15 protein-coding genes and 1 tRNA gene are annotated in these 18,412 nt (G+C 65.1%); 7 read left to right on the top strand and 9 right to left on the bottom strand.

Translation table 11 applies throughout. From position 1 onward, the window contains the following. A partial coding sequence (locus ABD906_RS13605; RefSeq protein WP_345099956.1) for a hypothetical protein occupies nucleotides 1-380 on the top strand: 380 nt, incomplete at its 5' end. A 553-nt stretch (nucleotides 381-933) separates the two neighbouring features. On the opposite strand, the gene ABD906_RS13600 is transcribed toward ABD906_RS13605, so the two are convergent. Next, nucleotides 934-1,009, bottom strand: a tRNA-Thr gene (locus ABD906_RS13600). 476 nt (nucleotides 1,010-1,485) lie between these two features. Between ABD906_RS13600 and ABD906_RS13595 the strand changes: the two genes are divergently transcribed. The 4 genes from ABD906_RS13595 (at nucleotide 1,486) to ABD906_RS13580 (ending at nucleotide 6,673) form a co-directional block, all read left to right on the top strand. Continuing rightward, a complete protein-coding gene (locus ABD906_RS13595) occupies nucleotides 1,486-1,974 on the top strand; it encodes a (2Fe-2S)-binding protein (RefSeq protein WP_345099955.1) in 489 nt (162 codons plus the stop codon). Nucleotides 1,975-2,085: 111 nt separating this feature from the next. Continuing rightward, a complete protein-coding gene (locus ABD906_RS13590; protein WP_345099954.1) occupies nucleotides 2,086-4,440 on the top strand; it encodes a xanthine dehydrogenase family protein molybdopterin-binding subunit in 2,355 nt (784 codons plus the stop codon). 25 nt (nucleotides 4,441-4,465) lie between these two features. Beyond that, on the top strand, nucleotides 4,466-5,266 hold the full coding sequence (locus ABD906_RS13585) for an FAD binding domain-containing protein (RefSeq protein ID WP_345099953.1): 801 nt from the start codon (nucleotides 4,466-4,468) through the stop codon (nucleotides 5,264-5,266). 348 nt (nucleotides 5,267-5,614) lie between these two features. Next, a complete protein-coding gene (locus ABD906_RS13580; protein WP_345099952.1) occupies nucleotides 5,615-6,673 on the top strand; it encodes a hypothetical protein in 1,059 nt (352 codons plus the stop codon). A gap of 127 nt (nucleotides 6,674-6,800) precedes the next feature. Here the strand turns inward: ABD906_RS13580 and ABD906_RS13575 are convergent, their stop codons facing one another. The 7 genes from ABD906_RS13575 to ABD906_RS13545 all read right to left on the bottom strand — a co-directional run bounded on the left by ABD906_RS13575 (nucleotide 6,801) and on the right by ABD906_RS13545 (nucleotide 14,221). Continuing rightward, complete coding sequence (locus tag ABD906_RS13575; protein WP_345099951.1) at nucleotides 6,801-7,232, bottom strand: OsmC family protein; 432 nt, start codon at nucleotides 7,230-7,232, stop codon at nucleotides 6,801-6,803. After that, complete coding sequence (locus tag ABD906_RS13570) at nucleotides 7,229-8,599, bottom strand: LLM class flavin-dependent oxidoreductase (RefSeq protein WP_345099950.1); 1,371 nt, start codon at nucleotides 8,597-8,599, stop codon at nucleotides 7,229-7,231. Before ABD906_RS13570 ends, ABD906_RS13575 begins: the two co-directional genes overlap by 4 nt. 4 nt (nucleotides 8,600-8,603) lie before the next feature. Beyond that, nucleotides 8,604-9,674, bottom strand: coding sequence for an ABC transporter substrate-binding protein (locus ABD906_RS13565; protein WP_345099949.1), 1,071 nt, complete (start codon nucleotides 9,672-9,674; stop codon nucleotides 8,604-8,606). Next, entirely contained in the window at nucleotides 9,671-10,438 is a 768-nt protein-coding gene (locus ABD906_RS13560) for an ABC transporter ATP-binding protein (protein WP_345099948.1), read from the bottom strand. Before ABD906_RS13560 ends, ABD906_RS13565 begins: the two co-directional genes overlap by 4 nt. Next, nucleotides 10,435-11,286 carry an ABC transporter permease subunit gene (locus tag ABD906_RS13555; RefSeq protein ID WP_345099947.1) on the bottom strand — a complete coding sequence of 284 codons (852 nt, stop codon included), beginning with the start codon at nucleotides 11,284-11,286 and terminating at the stop codon, nucleotides 10,435-10,437. The genes ABD906_RS13560 and ABD906_RS13555 overlap by 4 nt, the downstream gene beginning before the upstream one ends. A gap of 320 nt (nucleotides 11,287-11,606) precedes the next feature. Further along, nucleotides 11,607-13,217 carry a cisplatin damage response ATP-dependent DNA ligase gene (locus tag ABD906_RS13550; protein ID WP_345099962.1) on the bottom strand — a complete coding sequence of 537 codons (1,611 nt, stop codon included), beginning with the start codon at nucleotides 13,215-13,217 and terminating at the stop codon, nucleotides 11,607-11,609. After that, on the bottom strand, nucleotides 13,217-14,221 hold the full coding sequence (locus ABD906_RS13545; protein WP_345099961.1) for a ligase-associated DNA damage response exonuclease: 1,005 nt from the start codon (nucleotides 14,219-14,221) through the stop codon (nucleotides 13,217-13,219). Before ABD906_RS13545 ends, ABD906_RS13550 begins: the two co-directional genes overlap by 1 nt. Nucleotides 14,222-14,329: 108 nt before the next feature. On the opposite strand from ABD906_RS13545, the gene ABD906_RS13540 reads away from it, so the two are divergent. Together ABD906_RS13540 and pdeM are read left to right on the top strand one after the other, a co-directional pair. Further along, complete coding sequence (locus tag ABD906_RS13540) at nucleotides 14,330-16,855, top strand: ligase-associated DNA damage response DEXH box helicase (protein ID WP_378188759.1); 2,526 nt, start codon at nucleotides 14,330-14,332, stop codon at nucleotides 16,853-16,855. Further along, on the top strand, nucleotides 16,852-17,556 hold the full coding sequence (pdeM, locus tag ABD906_RS13535; protein WP_378188750.1) for a ligase-associated DNA damage response endonuclease PdeM: 705 nt from the start codon (nucleotides 16,852-16,854) through the stop codon (nucleotides 17,554-17,556). The genes ABD906_RS13540 and pdeM overlap by 4 nt, the downstream gene beginning before the upstream one ends. A 64-nt stretch (nucleotides 17,557-17,620) precedes the next feature. On the opposite strand, the gene ABD906_RS13530 is transcribed toward pdeM, so the two are convergent. Beyond that, nucleotides 17,621-18,409, bottom strand: a complete 789-nt coding sequence (locus ABD906_RS13530; RefSeq protein WP_345099944.1) for a TIGR02186 family protein — start codon at nucleotides 18,407-18,409, stop codon at nucleotides 17,621-17,623. Between the last annotated feature and the right edge of the window lie 3 nt (nucleotides 18,410-18,412).

The raw sequence follows: 18,412 nt of genomic DNA, 5'->3' as shown, positions 1-18,412 counted from the left end.
GCGCGGGCGGCCCTGCAACCCCAACCAGCGATGCCGCCCGCGCTGGCGCCACGACCATCATTGCACTAACAATCAAATTGGACCCGTCCGTGGGGGCCGATCACGTTCGGGTCCTCAATTTCGAAAATATTCCTTGCAGTGAACGACGGTCTGAACAACTGAAACACACCGGCCGCAACCAGCCGCCAGCCAACGCCCCAGTAAACGAACCATGTCCCGATCGAGGCCATCGGTTGCGCAGTGCCGGAGAGCAAGTCCTGCGCAATGGAAACGATTGGGAGAATGAGCATGAACAACAGAATAACGAACAGTTGCATCGTTCTTCCTCCGAACGCATCTCCTCACATGCCGCAGCGGATCAGCTGAGTGCCACTGCATAATTGTCCTGTGGGCTGAAAGAGGCCCCCTCCTGCACACGGGCGCATTATACGTCCGGGCTCATTCTGTCCAAAGGGGTGCACGCCCGAGTCGCTTCCGGGGTGATGCCCGCCAGTTCCGATGCCGCTCGGGTCGGGGATGTCTGGCGTCGCGAGAAAAAAAGGCAGCGGCCATTCCGCAAGATGGTTGGGAAGGAGAGGAGATGGCCGCTGCCAGGTTGGCTGCACACGGTCAGACTGTGTAAGTCTGAACATGCCCATTAGAGCGCGGGTTTAAAGGCCATCGCACTGATTTGGATCAAAATCCATCGGGAAATGGAGGGGCGGGTTTGCCCGCCGGTCAGGTTCGGGACCGGTGCGATTTTCGCGGTGGCTTGGGCGGCGAAGCTTTCGCAGCCGGCGTTCCTGCGGAGCGGCTAACTCTCTTTTTCCCGCGCCGTTGCAGGTGCCGGGTGCAAGAGTTACGACGTGTTGCGTAAGCCCCGGGTCCGTGCCGCAAACGTGCGCCGACCGGATCAGGAATTAAGCAGGCGGATCAAGGGAAGCAGGAAGGAAATGGTGCCGCTTGTCAGACTCGAACTGACGACCCCATCATTACGAATGATGTGCTCTACCAACTGAGCTAAAGCGGCATCGTTGCGGAAGCAGCGCCTCCGCCAGAGGCTGGGTGGCTGATACAGCCATTGATCCGCAATTTCAAGCCCGACGTGACACCAATTTGAAGATTTGTGTGAGCAGGGGCAATTGCAAGGGATAACCGCTTCCTCCTGTACCATTCGTTTGACCGGGAAGAGAAAGTCCGCGGCCCGTGCGTAGGGGCAGGATCGTGCCGATCACGGCCCCCGAGCCTCGACAAGGGATTCGTGCGGGAGGCGGGGAAGGGCGCTTGTTTGGGCGTGTCGGACACGACCTCTCGGGGAAGGGAACAGGAGGGCGATTCGCGAGGTCGCGGTAAACGCGCCGGGAGCGTCTGTTTATCGTTGCACGCCGATCCGGGTGGGCTGCGGGAGCCTGCATACAAGGATGTGGACTCTTCCGCGCGCTGAGGTAATCTCTTGTCCGTGAGGAGTTGAGCCAGCGTTACTGCAAGTCAAGCGGGAGGAAACACATGGCTGAAGTTACAATGGTCGTGAACGGCCGGAAAGTGACCAAGACAGTGGAAGACAGAACACTGCTGGTCCACTTCCTGCGCGAGCACCTGGGCCTGACCGGCACGCATGTGGGGTGCGACACGTCCCAGTGCGGCGCATGCGTCGTGCATGTCGATGGCAAGGCGGTGAAGTCCTGCACCATGCTGGCGGCGCAGGCATCGGGATGCGAGGTCGTCACGATCGAGGGGCTGGCCAACGGCGATCAGCTGCATCCGGTGCAGGCGGCGTTCAGGGAACACCACGGCTTGCAGTGCGGATATTGCACCCCCGGCATGATCATGGCCGCCGTCGACATGATCCGCCGCCACCCCGAGGGGCTGGACGAGGCGACCGTGCGCGCGGAGCTCGAAGGCAACATTTGCCGCTGCACGGGCTACCACAACATCGTCAAGGCGATACTCGCCGCTTCGGAAGCGATGCGCAGCGGGGCAATGGCTGCTGCCTGAGATTGTTGCCAAGGGTCGGGCGGGGAGCCACGACAGTCCGGCGGAGGGAAAGACTGCATGTGAGCCGACTGCCGTGATGGCGGCACCGCTTCACCCCGGGAGGAGAAGATCATGGGAATTGAAGGCATTGGTGCGCGGATAGCGCGAAAGGAAGACAAGAGGTTTATCACCGGCCGCGGCCGCTACGTCGATGACATGGTCGTGCCGGGCATGAAGTACGCGGCCTTTGTCCGCAGCCCGCACGCGCATGCGCGGGTCCGCAACATCGACATTTCAGCCGCACAGGATATGCCGGGCGTGATCGGCATCTATACGGGCCCCGAGCTCAAGGCCGACGGCATCGGCAACCTGATCTGCGGATGGATGATCCATTCCAAGGACGGCACGCCGATGAAGATGGGCCAGTGGTCGCCGCTGGCAACCGACCGGGTGCGCTACGTGGGCGATGCCGTGGCCATCGTGGTGGCGGAGACACGCGGCCAGGCGCGCGACGCGGCGGACGCCGTTGTGGTGGACTATGAGGAGCTGCCGGCCGTCACCGACGTGGAGGAAGCGCTGAAGCCTGGCGCACCGCAGCTGCATCCGGAAGCCGAGGGCAACCTGATCTTCGACTGGGAGATCGGCGACTCCGCCGCGGTGGATCAGGCGCTCGCCTCGGCGGCGCACATCACGAAGATGCACATCGTCAACAACCGCCTGGTGCCGAACGCGATGGAGCCGCGCGCGGCGCTCGCGGTCTACAACATGGCGGAAGACCACTACACGCTGTGGACGACCAGCCAGAACCCGCATGTGGCGCGCGTGGTGCTCAGCGCCTTCTACAACGTGGCACCGGAGAACAAGCTGCGCGTGATCGCCCCAGACGTGGGTGGCGGCTTCGGTTCCAAGATCTTCATCTATCCGGAAGAGATCGTTTGCCTTTGGGCTTCGCGGAAGGCGGGCGTGCCGGTGAAGTGGACGGCCGACCGCACCGAGGCATTCATGTGCGATGCGCATGGCCGCGACCACGTGACGGAAGTGCAGATGGGCTTCGACGCCGACCACAAGATGGTGGCGCTGAAGGTGGACACGATCGCGAACTTCGGCGCCTACATGTCGCTGTTCTCGTCGAGCGTGCCGACCTATCTCTATGCGACGCTGCTGTCGGGCCAGTACGCCATCCCGGCGATCCACTGCAACGTGCGGGCCGTCTACACGAACACCGCGCCGGTGGACGCCTACCGAGGCGCGGGCCGCCCGGAGGCGACCTACCTGCTGGAGCGCACGGTCGAGACAGCCGCGCGCGAGCTCGGCATTTCGCCGGCCGAGCTGCGCCGGAAGAACTTCATCCGCACCTTCCCGTACCAGACGCCGGTGATCATGAACTATGACACGGGCGACTACGAGGCCTCGCTCAACGCTGCCATGGCTGCGGCACAGTGGGATACGTTCCCGCAGCGGCGCGAGGAGGCCAAGAAGCGCGGCAAGCTGCGCGGCATCGGCATGAGCTGCTACATCGAGGCGTGCGGCATTGCGCCCTCTCAGGCGGTGGGCAGCCTCGGCGCCGGCGTCGGCCTCTGGGAGTCGGCTGAAGTGCGCGTGAACATGGCCGGCACGATCGAGGTGCTGACCGGATCGCACAGCCATGGCCAGGGCCATGAAACGACCTTCGCGCAGGTGGTTGCCGACCGTCTCGGCGTGCCCATCGAACAGGTATCCATCGTCCATGGCGATACCGACAAGGTGCAGATGGGCATGGGTACCTATGGCTCGCGTTCCGGCGCTGTCGGCATGTCGGCGCTCGTGAAGGCGCTCGAGAAGGTGGAAGCCAAGGCGAAGAAGATCGCCGCGCACCAGCTCGAGGCCGACGAAAAGGACATCGTCATCGAGAACGGCGAGGTGAAGGTGGCGGGCACCGACCGCTCGCTGCCGTGGGCGCAGGTGGCGCTCGCCGCCTACACGGCACACAAGCTGCCCGAAGGCATGGAGCCCGGCCTCAAGGAGACGGCGTTCTACGATCCGCTGAACTTCACCTTCCCGGCCGGTTGCTACATCGCCGAGGTGGAGGTGGATCCCGAAACCGGCAAGGTGGACATTGTGCAGTTCGTGGCTGCCGACGACTTCGGCGTGATCATCAATCCGATGATTGTTGAGGGTCAGGTGCACGGCGGTCTGGCGCAGGGCATCGGCCAGGCGCTGCTGGAAGGCTGCCGATACGATCCGGCCACGGGCCAGCTGATCACGGCGTCCTACATGGACTATGCGATGCCGCGCGCGGACGACCTGCCGTCGTTCAACATCCTGCATACCTCGACGCCGTGCACGACCAATCCGCTCGGCATCAAGGGCTGCGGCGAGGCAGGCGCGATCGGTTCGCCGCCCGCGCTCATCAACGCGATCACGGATGCAATCGGAAACAACAACCTGACGATGCCGGCTACGCCAGAGAAGGTCTGGAAGATGCTGCACCAGAAGGTCCAGGCATAGGCTGCATATCGGGAGAACGAACCTCATGTACCAGACAACGTATCACAGGGCTTCGTCCATCGATGAGGCGGTCCGCCTGCTGAACGAGGCCGGCGACGCCAAGTTCGTCGCCGGGGGGCAAACGCTGATCCCGACCATGAAGCAGCGGCTTGCGGCGCCGTCGGACCTGATCGACCTGCGCCACATCCCCGAGCTCAAGGGGATCACCGTCAGTGGCACGTCAGTGCGCATCGGCGCCTGCACGCCTCATGCCGACGTGGCGGGCAACGCGGGGCTCAAGGCCGTGTGCCCGGCGATCTGCCACCTCGCCAGCCTGATCGGCGATCCGCACGTGCGCCACATGGGCACGATCGGCGGCTCGATCGCCAACAACGATCCGGCGGCAGACTATCCGTCGGCGGTGCTGGCGCTGAAGGCGACCGTGCACACGAACAAGCGCGACATCGCGGCGGACGATTTCTTCGTCGGCCTGTTCGAGACTGCGCTGGAGCCGGACGAGATCATCACGGCCGTTTCCTTCAATGCGCCCGAGAAGGCGGGCTACGCCAAGTTCCCGAACCCGGCCTCACGCTATGCGATGACGGGCGTGTTCGTGGCGAAGCATGCCGACGGCGTGCGCGTGGCGGTGACGGGCGCAGGCGAAAACGGCGTGTTCCGTGCGACCGAGCTCGAGGACAGGCTAAACGCCTCCTTCTCCGAGGATGCGCTCGCAGGCGCCACCGTTCCGGCGGACGGCCTGATGTCGGACATTCATGCGTCAGCCGAATACCGCGCGAACCTGATCGTGGTGATGGCAAGGCGCGCGGTGGCAGCCGCCAACGCGTGACGCTCGGCCTCCACGGACGGAGACTTGCCAAAGCAATGAACCCGCCAGATGCCTGGCGGGTTCATTGCCGTTTCCGGTCGTGGCAGGCCGTTCGTAGCGGAAGAGGCATTCTCAGGTGTTTCAGGTCTGGCTCACGGGCCACCCAGCCTGGTCGGGGGCTGAACTGAAAGCTGGCGCACGGGGAAGCACGATGAAGTCCGCTGGTTCCCCGTCCAGGTGACGCCATGACATTATGCAAAAGTGGCCATAAAACGGCCTCCTTTTCCTTGGGAAGGGAAGCCTGCGCCGTTGATCCCGACGTCGCGGACGGTTAACGGTGGTTCGACATGGTGGTGAAGGCTCATATCTGTGACGGTTAGAGACAAGATTCTGGCAACGCTCGAAAAAGGAAACGCTGCGGATCGCGGTTTCCGGGAGACGGTCTATCGCCAGGTCTTCGCCGCTTTCGAGAAGTCGGTCAAAGCGAACACGGAGCTGAGCGCGGACGACGTTTTCCGGCGCCGCGAGCAACTCGTCGCCATCGTTGAGGACATAGAGAAGGAGTTCGCCGAGAGGGAGCAGCAGGCGGCCTGGGATCTCGTGCCAGGAGAAACCCGCCGGCAGACTGCGGGCCATCCGGGCGCGTTCGCCGAGGCGGCCAGCGCGGGATATGCCGCGCCCGAGTTCGTCCCGTCGATCTCCCTCGATGAACGTGTCTCTGCAGGGCGTGGCGAGCGCGTCCCCGCAGAAGAGGGGTTGGAGCCCCGGAGTGCCGAAGCAGAGGCGCTGCTCAAGGAGGGCAAACGCCAGAAGCGCCGGAAACGCAAGCGGGCCAGCATCTGGGTTCGGCTCACGGGCTGGATCGTGTTCCTGGCGCTGCTCGGGGCCGGTGGCTGGTGGCTGTGGGGCGAGGTGCAGAAGGCGATCGAAACCCGCGGCGCCAGCATCGAGGCGCTTCTGGATGATACGGTCGATTTCGAGGACAGGCCCCTGCTTCCCACCAGGGACGACAGCGAATGGATTCAGGTGTTCTCCCCCGCGGACACGGAGGCCGTTCAGGGTGGAGCTGTGGCCGGCCGTGACGAACATGGCCGGTTCGTCAGCATCGGCAGCGCAGGGCGCAATCCGGTTGTCTTCAGGGTGCCGGCGGAAAGGCTGCAGGCTTTTGCCGGCCGTAGCGTGATCTTCAGCATCCGGACGCGCGCGCAGGAAGATACCACGCAGATGGCGGTGTTGTGCGATTTCGGCGCGATGGGCCGTTGCAACCGCCTTCGGTTCTCCGTCGAGCCTACGATCGCGGAGTATCTCTTCAAGGTGGAGCTGGCGAATGCGCAGGCTTCCGGCGGCACGATCTCGATCATCCCGGACATCGAGGGCAAGGGCCGGATGCTGGATGTCTACAGCATCATGATGACGGCCGAGGAGTAGCCTCGGCTGCCAATGCGCCGAAAGAAACCGTTAGGTATTCTCCAAGCCGGGCAGAGGCTTGCTTACGGGTGAAGCGCCGCCCGGCGCAGGCTGAGCCGGGCCGGACGGCTGATGGCATCATGGGCGGTCAGGGCGTTTCGATACGGACCTCAATCGGGCCGCCGCGCCTGAGGGTGTTGTAGATCGGGCATCTAGAGGTGAAATGCTCGACGTGACGCTGGGCGGCCACCCGGTCGATACCCCGGAAGGCAAAGACCAGCGTCAGCGACGCGAACCTTGTCGAATCCTGCGGATCGCGCAGGAATTCAGCGGTGAGCGTCACGTCCGGACGGGGCTCGCCATTGGCACGGGCGTTGGCATGGACGAGGCCAAGGCCGCATGAGACGAGACCCGCCAGCAGGAACTCGCCGGCCGAGGTTGCCTCGCCCGGACCACCCTGCAAGACACGGGCATCCGAGACGAAGTGGTTGCTGCGGGCCGACAGGATGAAGCGGCCGTAGGTGCTGTCGGCATAGCCGCTGACGCGGCTGCCGACATCCGGATCGAGAGGGGTGCTCATTCCGCCGCCTCCAGCCTGGCGCTCTTGCCCTCCCAGGCACCCCGCTCGGGCCGTGGGAGGCCGAGATGATCGCGCAGGGTCTTCCCCTCGTATTCCGTACGGAACAGCTTGCGGCGCTGCAGTTCCGGCACGACGAGGCGGACAAACTCCTCGAACGCGCCAGGCTGCCAGGCGGCCATGACCATGAAGCCGTCGCAGGCGCCAGCCTCGAACCATTCCTGCATCTTGTCGGCGATGACGTCGGGCGTTCCGATGAAATCGCCCTCGTAGCGGTTGGCGTACATGCGGCCGGCTTCGGCCAGCGTGAGGCCGGCCTTGTCGGATGCCTCGCGCATCTCGTCATAATGGCCGGTGACGCCAGGCACCTTCAGATGCGGAAGCGGCTCATCGAGCGGATAAACCGAGAGATCCACGTCGAGGTGGTAGGAGAGGGTCGTCAGGCCGGCGACCGGGTCGATGAGGCCCGACAGAAGCTTGCGCTTCTCCTCGACGATCGCCTGCGTCTCACCGACAAGCGGCGTGATGCCCGGCAGGATCTTGAGGTGGCGCGGGTCGCGACCGTGCGCGGCGGCGCGGGCCTTCATCTCCCTGGCGAAAGCAACCGCGCTTTCCAGCGAGTAGTGGGTGACAAAGACCACGTCAGCCCAGCGCGCGGCAAAGTCGCGTCCGCGATCCGAGGCGCCCGCCTGGATCAGTACGGGATAGCCTTGCGGCGGACGGGGCACGTTGAGGGGGCCGTCAACGGTGAACCATTCGCCCTTGTGCAGGATGGGGTTCACCTTGTCCGGATCGGCGAAAAGCGGCTCGGCCCGGTCGGCCACCAGTGCGTCATCCGCCCAGCTGTCCCAGAGCTTGTGGGTCACCTCAAGGAACTCGTCGGCGCGATCGTAACGCTTCTCACGCGGAATATGCTGCTCGCGCGAGAAGTTGCGCGCCTCCGCATCCTGGAAGGAGGTCACGATGTTCCATGCCGCGCGGCCTCCGCTCAGATGGTCCAGCGTTGCGAACCCGCGCGCAATGTCGAAGGGCTCATAATAGGACGTCGACTTGGTTGCGGCCAGGCCGAGGTGGTTCGTCGCCGCCGCCATTGTCGCAAGCACCTGTGTCGGCTCAAGGCGAAGCGATCCAAGGGCGCCGTAGCGCAGCTGGCTTTCATGCGAGCCGCCAAAACGGTTCGGAACCGCCAGAATGTCGGGAAAGAAGGCGAGATCGAAGCAGCCCTGTTCCAGTGTCTGGGCGATCCGACGGTAATAGTCGGGCGTCAGCCAGCCGTCCTCGGACTGGGGGTGACGCCAGCCACCGGGCCGGCCGGGACCGGCCACGATGAATGCGCCGAGATGCAACTGTTCGGTGTTTTTCCTGGTCATGTTCTTACGCTTCCAAGGCTGATGCGAGTGTGTTGCGCAGGTCATCGAAACGGGGATCGAGCAGGAAGGCCGCAACGTCGACCTTGCGCGGCAGCACGCCATGCTCGTGGAAACTGTCGGCCAGAACCTGCGTGGCCCGGGCGGCGCGCTCGTCGGCCGGGTGCAGGTCGACGGCAGTGGATTCGGAGGTGCGCTTTTCCGCTAACAGCTGTTCAAAGGCCCTGGCCTCAATGCTGCCAGCCTCGAAGCCCCCGTTCGCGGCCCACAGAGCGACCGTGCCGGCCGGGTCCGCGTTGATGCGACGCTGTACCTCGCGCACCGCGACCGCCAGGCGCACGGCGACCTCCGGATGCTTCTCGTAGAAGCCCTCGCGGGCAATGTAGAAGGCGTAGTCGTAGGTCGGCACATTCTCGAGCTTCACCACCGCGTCGCCAAGGCGCGCGAGGCCGATCGTGGCGGCAGGCTGCCAATGGAACCAGGCGTCGATCTCGCCTTGGGACAGCGCGGTGAACCCTTCCGAGCCGGAAAGGCTGACGCCTTCGATCTCGTCGAAGCCGACGCCAGCTTGCTCCAGATACTTTAGCAGGCTGAAGTGCCCGGTGGTGCCGCGCTGGTAGCCCACCCTGCGGCCGCGCAGGTCGGTCGCGTTCCTGATGCCGCTGTCGGCGCGGGCAAGGCCATCGACCGTGTTCACCGGAAGCGGAAAGGCAGCAACCGGAATGATCGGAATTCCGACATCGATGGCGTTCACCAGAGCCGTCGATGTGGCAAATGTGAAGTCCACGTCGCCGGATCGGATGGCTTCCATCACGGGAAGCGAGGCGGTGAAGCCCGGCTGCCACCGGATGTTCGCGCCAACTGCCTTGGCAAAGTCATAGCCAGTGATGTTGGCCTGCGCGGCGGCCCACGGTCCCGAGCGGCCGTCGCCAATGATGGCGATGGTCACTTCTGGAAGGTCTGCCGCGAGCAAGGGGAGAGGGAGGGTCGAGGCAGCCACGGCGGATGCGCCTGTGAGAAGGAATTGACGGCGGTCAAGCTTGTGCATGTCGGGAAACTCCAGGTTGCTCGGCGTCATTCGGCAGCTTCGAGCGCGCTCGACGAAGCCGTTTCCTGAACGCCATTTCGTGTCTGGCCTTCATCGAGGAGCAGGCTGCGAACCAGCTCCTCCTTCAGGCGGGCAAGGGTGGCATCGCCGCGCGCTCGCGGGCGGCTGCCTTCAAGGACGAGGTCATGGGCGATGCGGCCGGAACGCATCACGATGACGCGATCGGAGAGCAGCAACGCTTCCTCCACGTCGTGCGTGACCAGCAAAACGGTGCGGGGCGCTTCCTCCAGCAGGTCCGAGAGCAGCTGCTGCATGGCTGCCCGGGTCAGCGCATCGAGCGCGCCGAAGGGCTCGTCCAGAAGCAGCAGATCGGGCTTGTGGAGCAGGGCGCGCGCCAGCGCGGCTCTCTGTTTCTGCCCGCCGGACAGGACGGATGGGAACTCGTCTTCCCGGCCTGCCAGCCCCACCGCTGCCAGAAGCTTGCGGGCTTCCGTCTCGCGGCTCCTGGTGCCGATCGTGACGTTGTCGAGGATCGAGCGCCATGGCAGAAGCCGGTCCTCCTGGAACATCATGCGCACATCGGGCTTTTCGCCCGGCTCGCCAATGCGGATCGAGCCGGAGGTGGGCGTGTCGAGTCCCGCGATGATCTTGAGAAGGGTGGACTTGCCGACGCCGCTTGCGCCGATCAGCGAGACGAACTGGCCACGGGCGACGTCGAGGTCGACGTCCTGGAGCACGCGTTTGGCGCCGAAGTCACGCCGCAGCTTGCGGATGGTGAGGGACGCGCCGCTCATGACGGGCGTACTCCCTTGCCGTAGGACGGATGCCATGACAGGAGTCGCGCTTCCAGCTTGCGGGTCAGGAAGTCGGCAAGCCAGCCCGCGATGGCGTAGATGGCGATCACAAGCACGATGACGTCGAGGCGAAGCAGCTCACGCGCATCCTGCACGAGGAAGCCAAGGCCCTCGCGGGACGCGATGGTTTCGGCGACGACCAGCGTCAGCCAGGCGACGCCGAGGGCATAGCGGATGCCGGTGAGGATCTGCTGCAGGGCGCCGGGCAGGATGACCGACCAGATGAGCTGGGGTTCGGAAAGCCCGTAGCTGCGGCCCATCTCGATCAGTTTCGGATCGACGCTGCGGATGCCGGACACGGTGTTGATGTAGACCGAGAAGACGACGCCCAGCGCCACGAGCAGCACGCGGGGCTCCTCGCCGATGCCGAACCAGAAGATCATCAGGGGTACCAGCGCCAGATGCGGTACGGTACGTATCATCTGCATGGTGAGGTCGATGACCTGCCGGGCGGTCGAGGAAAGTCCCACCAGAGCGCCGAGGCCCAGCCCCACGCTGGCGCCGATCGTGAAGCCTATGGCAACGCGGCGAAGGCTGACCAGCAGGTGATGCTGCAGCTGCCCACGCTCGATCAGCGAGATGGCAACGTTTACGACGTCCACCGGACCGGGCAGGACGTTACGGTTGAGGAGGCCGGTAACGGCCGCAATGTGCCAGGCAAGAATCAGTATTGCCGGAAGTATCCAAGGCACAAGTCGTCGATAAACGGCTTTGAACGACGGACTTGCGGCAACCCTCTTCCACGCGTTCAGGCTTTGCGAGGGCAGAGTGTCCGTTATGCTACTCATTATCGCTTTTCCTTTATTGTGCCTCGTCTGATTCCGGAGCGAGTCAGAAGCGACAAATCCATTTACGATTGCACCCTGTTGAGACTGTTGCCCGGTTATCAAGGGCAACTACATAACAGTTTGCGGGAATATATTTCGCGGAAGCGTTTTGCGTTTTTGGGAGAGGATGTAAAAAATGCGCCGCGAATTGCGGCGGCGCTCAAAACGTTAGTTGACTTGTCCGAACATGCGCCTGCCGACAGCCGGAGCGCTGGCGACGGAGAAAAGGCGGTGTGAGTTTCCGGAACGAAGGGAGGCTGGGGACTTTGCCAGTCTCACGATTATGAGCCCAGCTCGTCCTGAAGCAGCCGTTCCAGCGTCTCCAGGCGGTCGGCCTCGTGGGGCGGCTTGTCCCAGCGCAGGCGGGAAATGCGGGGGAAGCGCATTGCCACGCCCGACTTGTGGCGCGTGGAGCGGTTCAGGCCCTCGAAGGCGATTTCCAGGACAAGGCCATGGTTGAGGTCGGCCCGCACCGAACGGACGGGGCCGAAACGCTCGATGGTGTTGTCGCGAACATATTTGTCGAGCTGGCGAAGTTCTTCGTCAGTGAAGCCGAAATAGGCCTTGCCGACGGGCATCAGTACGGGGTCGTCCTCCGGTCCGGTCCAGACGCCGAAGGTGAAATCGGAATAGAAACTCGAGCGCTTGCCGTGGCCGCGCTGGGCGTACATCAGCACGGCGTCGACGGTGTGCGGGTCGCGTTTCCACTTGAACCACGGGCCCTTGGGGCGGCCTGCGAGATAGGCGGAATCCCGGCGCTTGAGCATGACGCCCTCGATCACCGGATGGGGCGGATTGCAGCGCAGGCGGTTCAGTTCCTCCCATGAGCCGTAGGGCACCAGCGGGGAGAGGTCGAAGCGGTTGGGGGGCAGGGCTGCAACGAAGGCTTCGAGGCGGGTGCGGCGTTCGGCCCAGGGCAGGGCGCGTAGGTCTTCGTCTCCCGCCACCAGAAGGTCATAGCAGCGGACGAAGACGGGCGCCTCGCGCAGCAGCGCCTTCGAGACGGTCTTGCGGTTCAGTCGCTTCTGCAGGTCGGCGAAGGTTCCGGTGCGCTCGCGCGGGTTGCCCACCAGAAGCTCGCCGTCAATCACGCCCTCGAAGTTCATGTGCTCCACGAGGTCGGGGAAGGCGCCGGAAATGTCGTCGCCGGTGCGGGAATAGAGGCGGCGCACGCCCTTCTCGGACACGACCTGAACGCGGATGCCGTCCCATTTCCATTCGGCCGCGTAGTCGGCGGGATCAAGGGAGGCGAAGTCGTTCTCCCCTATGGCATTGGAGAGCATGACCGGCCGGAAGGGGGCGAGCGCGGCGCTCGCGGGCCGCGGGCCCTGGCCTTCAAGCCAGCGGAAGAGCTCGGTGAAGGGTGGCGCGAGGCCGTGCCAGAGCTCCTCGATCTCCTCGACGGGGACATTGCCGAAATCGGCGAGCGCCTGCTTGGTCAGGCGGGCGGAGACGCCGACGCGCAGGCCACCGGTTGCAAGCTTGATGACCGCATAGCGGCCGGAGGGCGTCAGCTCGTCGAGCAATTCCGACATGACGGCGGGGGCGTCGGAGCGGCTCGCCGCCATGAGCCGGTGGACGACCTCATCCAGGCTCGGGGTCGAGTTGCGGCGGCTTTGACCGGTGGGCCAGACGAGGGAAACAGTCTCCGCGAGGTCGCCCACGTAGTCATAGGAATAGGCGAAGAGGACAGGATCGAGCCGCTCCATGGCGAGCGTACGCAAGAGGGCGGGCTTGATGGCCGGGAAGTCGAGACCTCCGGTGAGGCCCGCCAGGCCCCAACCGCGGTTGGGGTCTGGCTCCGTGCGGAAATAATCGATCAGCAGCCGCAGCTTGCCGTTGCGCGACGGCGTGAGCACCAGACGGTCGAGGAGTTCGGCGAAACGTTCCATCATTCCGCCTCATCTTCATAGCCCGCGAGATGGAGGGGGCGAGCGCGGATGCCGTTCAGCTCGCACCAGCGGACCAGTGCTTCCTCGCGTCCATGGGTGACCCACACCTCCTCCGCGCCGGTCTCGCGGATGGTGGCGGTGAGGTCGTTCCAGTCGGAATGGTCGGAGATGATGAGGGGCAGCTCCACGCCGCGCTGCTTCGCGCGCTGGCGGATGCGCATCCAGCCGGAGGCGAAGCTCGCCAGCGGATCTGCGAAGCGGCGGGACCAGCGGTCGTCCACGGCGGAGGGCGGGGCGATGACGAGGGCCCCGGCAGGCGGAGCGTTCTCGCTGGTCGCGGGCTCCAGCGGGCCCAGGTCGATGCCGCGGGACCGGTAGTAATCGCAGAGGCGGATGAGCGCCCCGTGCAGATAGATCGTCTCCGTGTAGCCTGCCTCGCGGGCAAGGGCGATCAGGCGTTGCGCCTTGCCGAGCGCATAGGCGCCGACGATGTGCGTGCGTTCCGGAAACTGGCGCATGGAGTCGAGCAGGCGGCGGATCTCCTCCGCCGCGGGCGGATGACAAAAGACGGGCAGGCCGAAGGTCGCTTCGGTGATGAAGATGTCGCAGGGCACGACCTCGAAGGGTGCGCAGGTCGGGTCGCGCTCGCGCTTGTAGTCGCCGGAGGCGACGATGCGCGCGCCGTGCTTCTCGATGGCGATCTGGGCGGAGCCGAGGACATGCCCGGCCGGATGAAAGGTGACGGTCACGCCGCCGATGGTACGGGCCTCGCCCAGGCGGGCTTCCTCGGTGGAGCCGGCGAAACTGCCGCCATAGCGGATCGCCATGATGTCCAGCGTCTCGCGGGTGGCGAGCACGGAGCCGTGGCCGGAACGGGCGTGGTCAGAGTGACCGTGGGTGATGAGCGCGCGCGGCACCGGCCGGATAGGGTCGATGTAGAAGTCCCCCTCGGGACACCAGAGCCCTTCCGGGCGGAGACGCAGAAGTGAGCGAGGTTCGGCCATGCCGTCAAGATAGTGCAAAATTGTCCCGGCAAAAGAGTTACCCCGGTCAAGCGGGCCGGGGCGGCGGATTCCGCTTGGCGCGCCAGATGTTCTGCATTAGTTCTACCAATCGTGAGCACGACAGAGCCCGTTACCGGCCCCGAAGTTTCCGACCTTCTGCCCGCGCGTTTCCGCGCGTGGTTCGCCGCGCGGGGCTGGACGCCGCGCCCTCACCAGCTGGAACTGCTTCGGCGGACGGGCGAGGGCCGCTCGGTACTGCTGATCGCGCCGACGGGTGCCGGCAAGACGCTTGCGGGTTTCCTGCCCTCGCTGGTGGATCTCGCCCGGCGGGGCAAGCACAAGCCGGGTACGCCGTTGCCGGGGGTGCATACGCTCTACATCTCGCCGCTCAAGGCGCTGGCGGTGGACATCCAGCGCAACCTCAGCACTCCCGTGGAGGAGATGGGACTCGACATCCGCATCGAGACGCGGACGGGCGACACGCCCGCGCACAAGCGGCGGCGGCAGAGGCTCGTGCCGCCCGACATTCTTCTCACTACGCCGGAGCAGCTGGCGCTGCTCATCTCATCGCCGGATGCGGGGCGGTTCTTCGAGGACCTGAGGTACATCGTGCTCGACGAGCTGCATTCGCTGGTCACGTCCAAGCGCGGGCAGCTCCTGGCGCTGGGGCTCGCACGGCTGCGGAGGCTCGCCGAAAAGCCCATTTCCATAGGCCTCTCGGCAACGGTGGCGGAGCCGGACGAGCTTCGCTGCTGGCTGGTGGAGCAGCGCGATGGCACGGAGATGGCGGATCTCGTCACCGTCGCTGGGGGGGCGAAGCCAGAGATCACCATCCTGGAGACGGAGGAACGGGTGCCCTGGGCGGGCCACTCGTCGCACTATGCGATCCCTGCCATCTACGAGGAGATCAAGAAGCACAAGACAACGCTCATCTTCGTCAACACGCGCAGCCAGGCCGAGGCGATTTTCCGTGAACTCTGGCACGTGAACGAGGATGTGCTGCCGATCGCGCTGCATCATGGTTCGCTTGATGTGCAGCAGCGGCGGCGGGTTGAGAAGGCGATGGAGACGAACAGCCTGCGGGCGATCGTCGCCACGTCGACGCTCGACCTCGGCATCGACTGGGGCGATGTGGACCTCGTCATCCATGTCGGCGCGCCGAAGGGGGCGAGCCGGCTCGCGCAGCGCATCGGCCGCTCCAATCACCGGATGGATGAACCGAGCAAGGCGATCCTGGTGCCGGCCAACCGGTTCGAGGTGCTGGAATGCCGGGCGGCACTCGAAGCCAACTATCTGGGCGCGCAGGACACACCGCCGATGGGCGAGGGCGGGTTCGACGTGCTGGCGCAACACGTTCTGGGGCGGGCTTGCGCCGGGCCGTTCGACGAGGACGAATTCTATGCGGAGGTGAAAAGTGCCGCGCCCTATCACCAGCTCGACCGGCAATCGTTTTCGCGGGTGGTGGAGTTCGTGGCGACCGGCGGCTACGCGCTCCGGACCTATGAGCGCTATGCGCGCATTCGGCGCATGAAGGACGGACGGTGGCGGCTCTCGCATCCTTCCGTCGCCCAGCAGTACCGGCTCAACCTCGGTACTATCGTGGAGGAGCCGATGCTGAACGTGCGGCTCATCCGCGACCGCAAACCCTCGAGCTTCGCGCGCGGTGGCGTCTCGCTCGGCAAGGTGGAGGAGTATTTTCTGGAGCAGCTGCGGCCGGGCGACACGTTCTTCTTCGCCGGGCGGACACTGCGGTTCGAGGGGATCCGCGAGAATGAGGCGTTCGTCACCAGTGCGCCCGGGCGGGATGCGATGGTGCCCGCCTACATGGGCGGCAAGTTCCCGCTCTCCACCTATCTCGCATCGGAAGTCAGGGCGATGCTCGCGAACCCGGGGCGGTGGGGCGCGCTGCCGGAGCAGGTGGCGGAGTGGCTGCGGCTGCAGAAGGAGAAATCCGTGCTGCCGCATCCGCGCGACCTGCTGGTGGAGACTTTTCCGCGCGGTGAGCGGTTCTATCTGGTCGCTTATCCGTTCGAGGGGCGGCTTGCGCACCAGACGCTCGGCATGCTGCTCACGCGCAGGCTGGAGCGGTTCGGAGCCAAGCCGCTCGGGTTCGTCGCGACGGACTATTCACTCGCCGTCTGGGCGGTGGAAGATATGGGTCGCATGATCCGCAAGGGCACGATGAGGCTCAGCGAGCTCTTTGATGAGGACATGCTCGGCGACGACCTCGAAAGCTGGCTTGCTGAAAGCTGGCTGATGAAGCGCACGTTCCGCACCTGCGCCATCATTTCAGGACTGGTTGAGCGGCGGCATCCGGACCGGGAGAAGACCGGGAGGCAGATGACCGTTTCCGCCGACCTCATCTATGACGTGCTGCGCCAGCACGAGCCCGACCACATCCTCTTGCAGGCGACGTGGAAGGATGCGGCGACAGGGCTTCTGGACATCGGACGGCTTTCCGAGATGCTGGCGCGCATCAAGGGTCACATCATCCACAAGGATCTCGAGCATATTTCACCGCTGGCGGTGCCAGTCATGCTAGAAATCGGACGCGAGCAGGTGCCCGGCGCAACCGAGGACTATCTGCTGTCGGAAGCGGCGGCGGATCTCATCAACGAAGCCATGAACGGATGACCATTCACCCGAAGACGCAAGGCCAGAGGACAGCGCCCGTGGCAAAGGTGGCCGGCGAGGATGTCGTTTGCGATGCCTCCGGCGCGCTGTTCCTGGCGCGCGACGGGGTGCTGGTCGTCTCCGACCTGCATTTCGAGAAGGCTTCTTCCTATGCGCGGCGGGGGAGCTTCCTGCCGCCCTATGAGACGGGGGAAACGCTGCGGCGGCTCGAACGCGTGGTCGGGGCCTACAGGCCGGCGGCCGTGGTGAGCCTGGGCGACAGCTTCCACGACGATGGCGGGGCGGCGCGGATGCCGGAGGTCTACCGCGAACGGCTGCTTAATCTCATGAGCGGGAGGGACTGGTTCTGGGTGACGGGAAACCACGATCCTTCGCCGCCCGCTGGCCTGCCGGGCGAGAGCGTGAGGGAACTTGCTCTCGGCAATCTCGTCTTCCGGCATGTGCCGGAGGGTGGGGAGGGCGAGATTGCGGGTCATCTGCACCCTGGTGCGCGGATCGTGCAGCGGGGCCGCTCGGTGCGCCGCGCGTGCTTCGCCACCGATGGGCTCAGGATGGTGATGCCCGCCTTCGGGTCGCTCACCGGCACGCTCAACGTGCTGGACCGGGCGTTTGCCGGGCTCTTCCGCCGCGAGCATCTGGTGGCCTATGTGCTCGGCAGTCGGGAAGTCTATCCCATAGCCGGCAGCCTGCTCAGGGGCTGAGCGCGATATTCCCGCAGCGCGGTGCGCATCATGCTGCCGGGACCGTGGGCCCGGCTCAGGCCAGTCAGCTCCTGCGGAAGACGATGCTGCCCAGCCAGCCGGTGAGGATGGCGAGCAGGACGGCCAGCACGCCGTAGGCGAGGCCGTTTTCCTGGGCAAACTCGTAGAGGCGCTGCTCCAGGCCCGCCTTGCGGATCGTAAGGTGGGTGGAGGTTTCCTTCACAAAGGCGCCGTTCTTGAACAGAAAGGCCCGCGCGCGGTGGGTGCCCACCGGCACGTGCGGTGCAAGGTAAAGCGTTGCGCGGAAAAGGCTCTGGGAGAGGAACTGCACCCCGCCCACGCGCTCGGAGAACATGCCGGTGGCGGCCATGCGCGAGCGCAGCGCCTCGGAGAACTCGGCAAGCGTGGTGCTGTTCTCAACCGGGGCCAGCGGCTGCAGGTGAATGTTGGCGGCCCGCAGCGCCAGCTGCCGGTAGCTTGCCTCGTCGGTAATGTCCTGCGGCGGCCGGGTCATGGCCACGGAATAGGAGGCGGGCACGTCGCGGAAGGCGACGGACTCCGTGTTGATCCACATGCCGAGAACGCGGGTCTTCTTGCGCACGACGGTCGGGCGCGGCGGGCCTTCCAGCACCACCACCACGTCATAGCGGCCCTGGCGGAGGACCTGGGTGTTGGGATTTTCCAGCGCGCCGAAGATGGTCAGATCCTCGCCGGAAAAATCGGAGGTGATGTAGATCGTGTCGGTCGACAGGCCGATCTGGATGCCTTCGGGAACCGGCTCGGGTCCGACCTGGCTGGAGGCCCGGGTGGCGAAGGTGGCGAGGGCGAGGCAGAGAAGGACGCGCAGGAGCATGGC

Source organism: Chelativorans composti, assembly GCF_039541695.1.
GTDB classification, from domain to species: domain Bacteria; phylum Pseudomonadota; class Alphaproteobacteria; order Rhizobiales; family Rhizobiaceae; genus Chelativorans; species Chelativorans composti.
Note: the sequence above shows the minus strand (reverse complement) of the source record. Positions and strands in the feature narration are given on the sequence as shown.

Excerpts from the sequence above, each read along its gene's own strand:
- ABD906_RS13595 (WP_345099955.1), top strand. The coding sequence starts at position 1,486 with ATGGCTGAAGTTACAATGGTCGTGAACGGCCGGAAAGTGACCAAGACA.
- ABD906_RS13590 (WP_345099954.1), top strand. The coding sequence starts at position 2,086 with ATGGGAATTGAAGGCATTGGTGCGCGGATAGCGCGAAAGGAAGACAAG.
- ABD906_RS13585 (WP_345099953.1), top strand. The coding sequence starts at position 4,466 with ATGTACCAGACAACGTATCACAGGGCTTCGTCCATCGATGAGGCGGTC.
- ABD906_RS13575 (WP_345099951.1), bottom strand. The coding sequence starts at position 7,232 with ATGAGCACCCCTCTCGATCCGGATGTCGGCAGCCGCGTCAGCGGCTAT.
- ABD906_RS13570 (WP_345099950.1), bottom strand. The coding sequence starts at position 8,599 with ATGACCAGGAAAAACACCGAACAGTTGCATCTCGGCGCATTCATCGTG.
- ABD906_RS13565 (WP_345099949.1), bottom strand. The coding sequence starts at position 9,674 with ATGACGCCGAGCAACCTGGAGTTTCCCGACATGCACAAGCTTGACCGC.
- ABD906_RS13560 (WP_345099948.1), bottom strand. The coding sequence starts at position 10,438 with ATGAGCGGCGCGTCCCTCACCATCCGCAAGCTGCGGCGTGACTTCGGC.
- ABD906_RS13555 (WP_345099947.1), bottom strand. The coding sequence starts at position 11,286 with ATGAGTAGCATAACGGACACTCTGCCCTCGCAAAGCCTGAACGCGTGG.
- ABD906_RS13550 (WP_345099962.1), bottom strand. The coding sequence starts at position 13,217 with ATGGAACGTTTCGCCGAACTCCTCGACCGTCTGGTGCTCACGCCGTCG.
- ABD906_RS13545 (WP_345099961.1), bottom strand. The coding sequence starts at position 14,221 with ATGGCCGAACCTCGCTCACTTCTGCGTCTCCGCCCGGAAGGGCTCTGG.
- pdeM (WP_378188750.1), top strand. The coding sequence starts at position 16,852 with ATGACCATTCACCCGAAGACGCAAGGCCAGAGGACAGCGCCCGTGGCA.
- ABD906_RS13530 (WP_345099944.1), bottom strand. The coding sequence starts at position 18,409 with ATGCTCCTGCGCGTCCTTCTCTGCCTCGCCCTCGCCACCTTCGCCACC.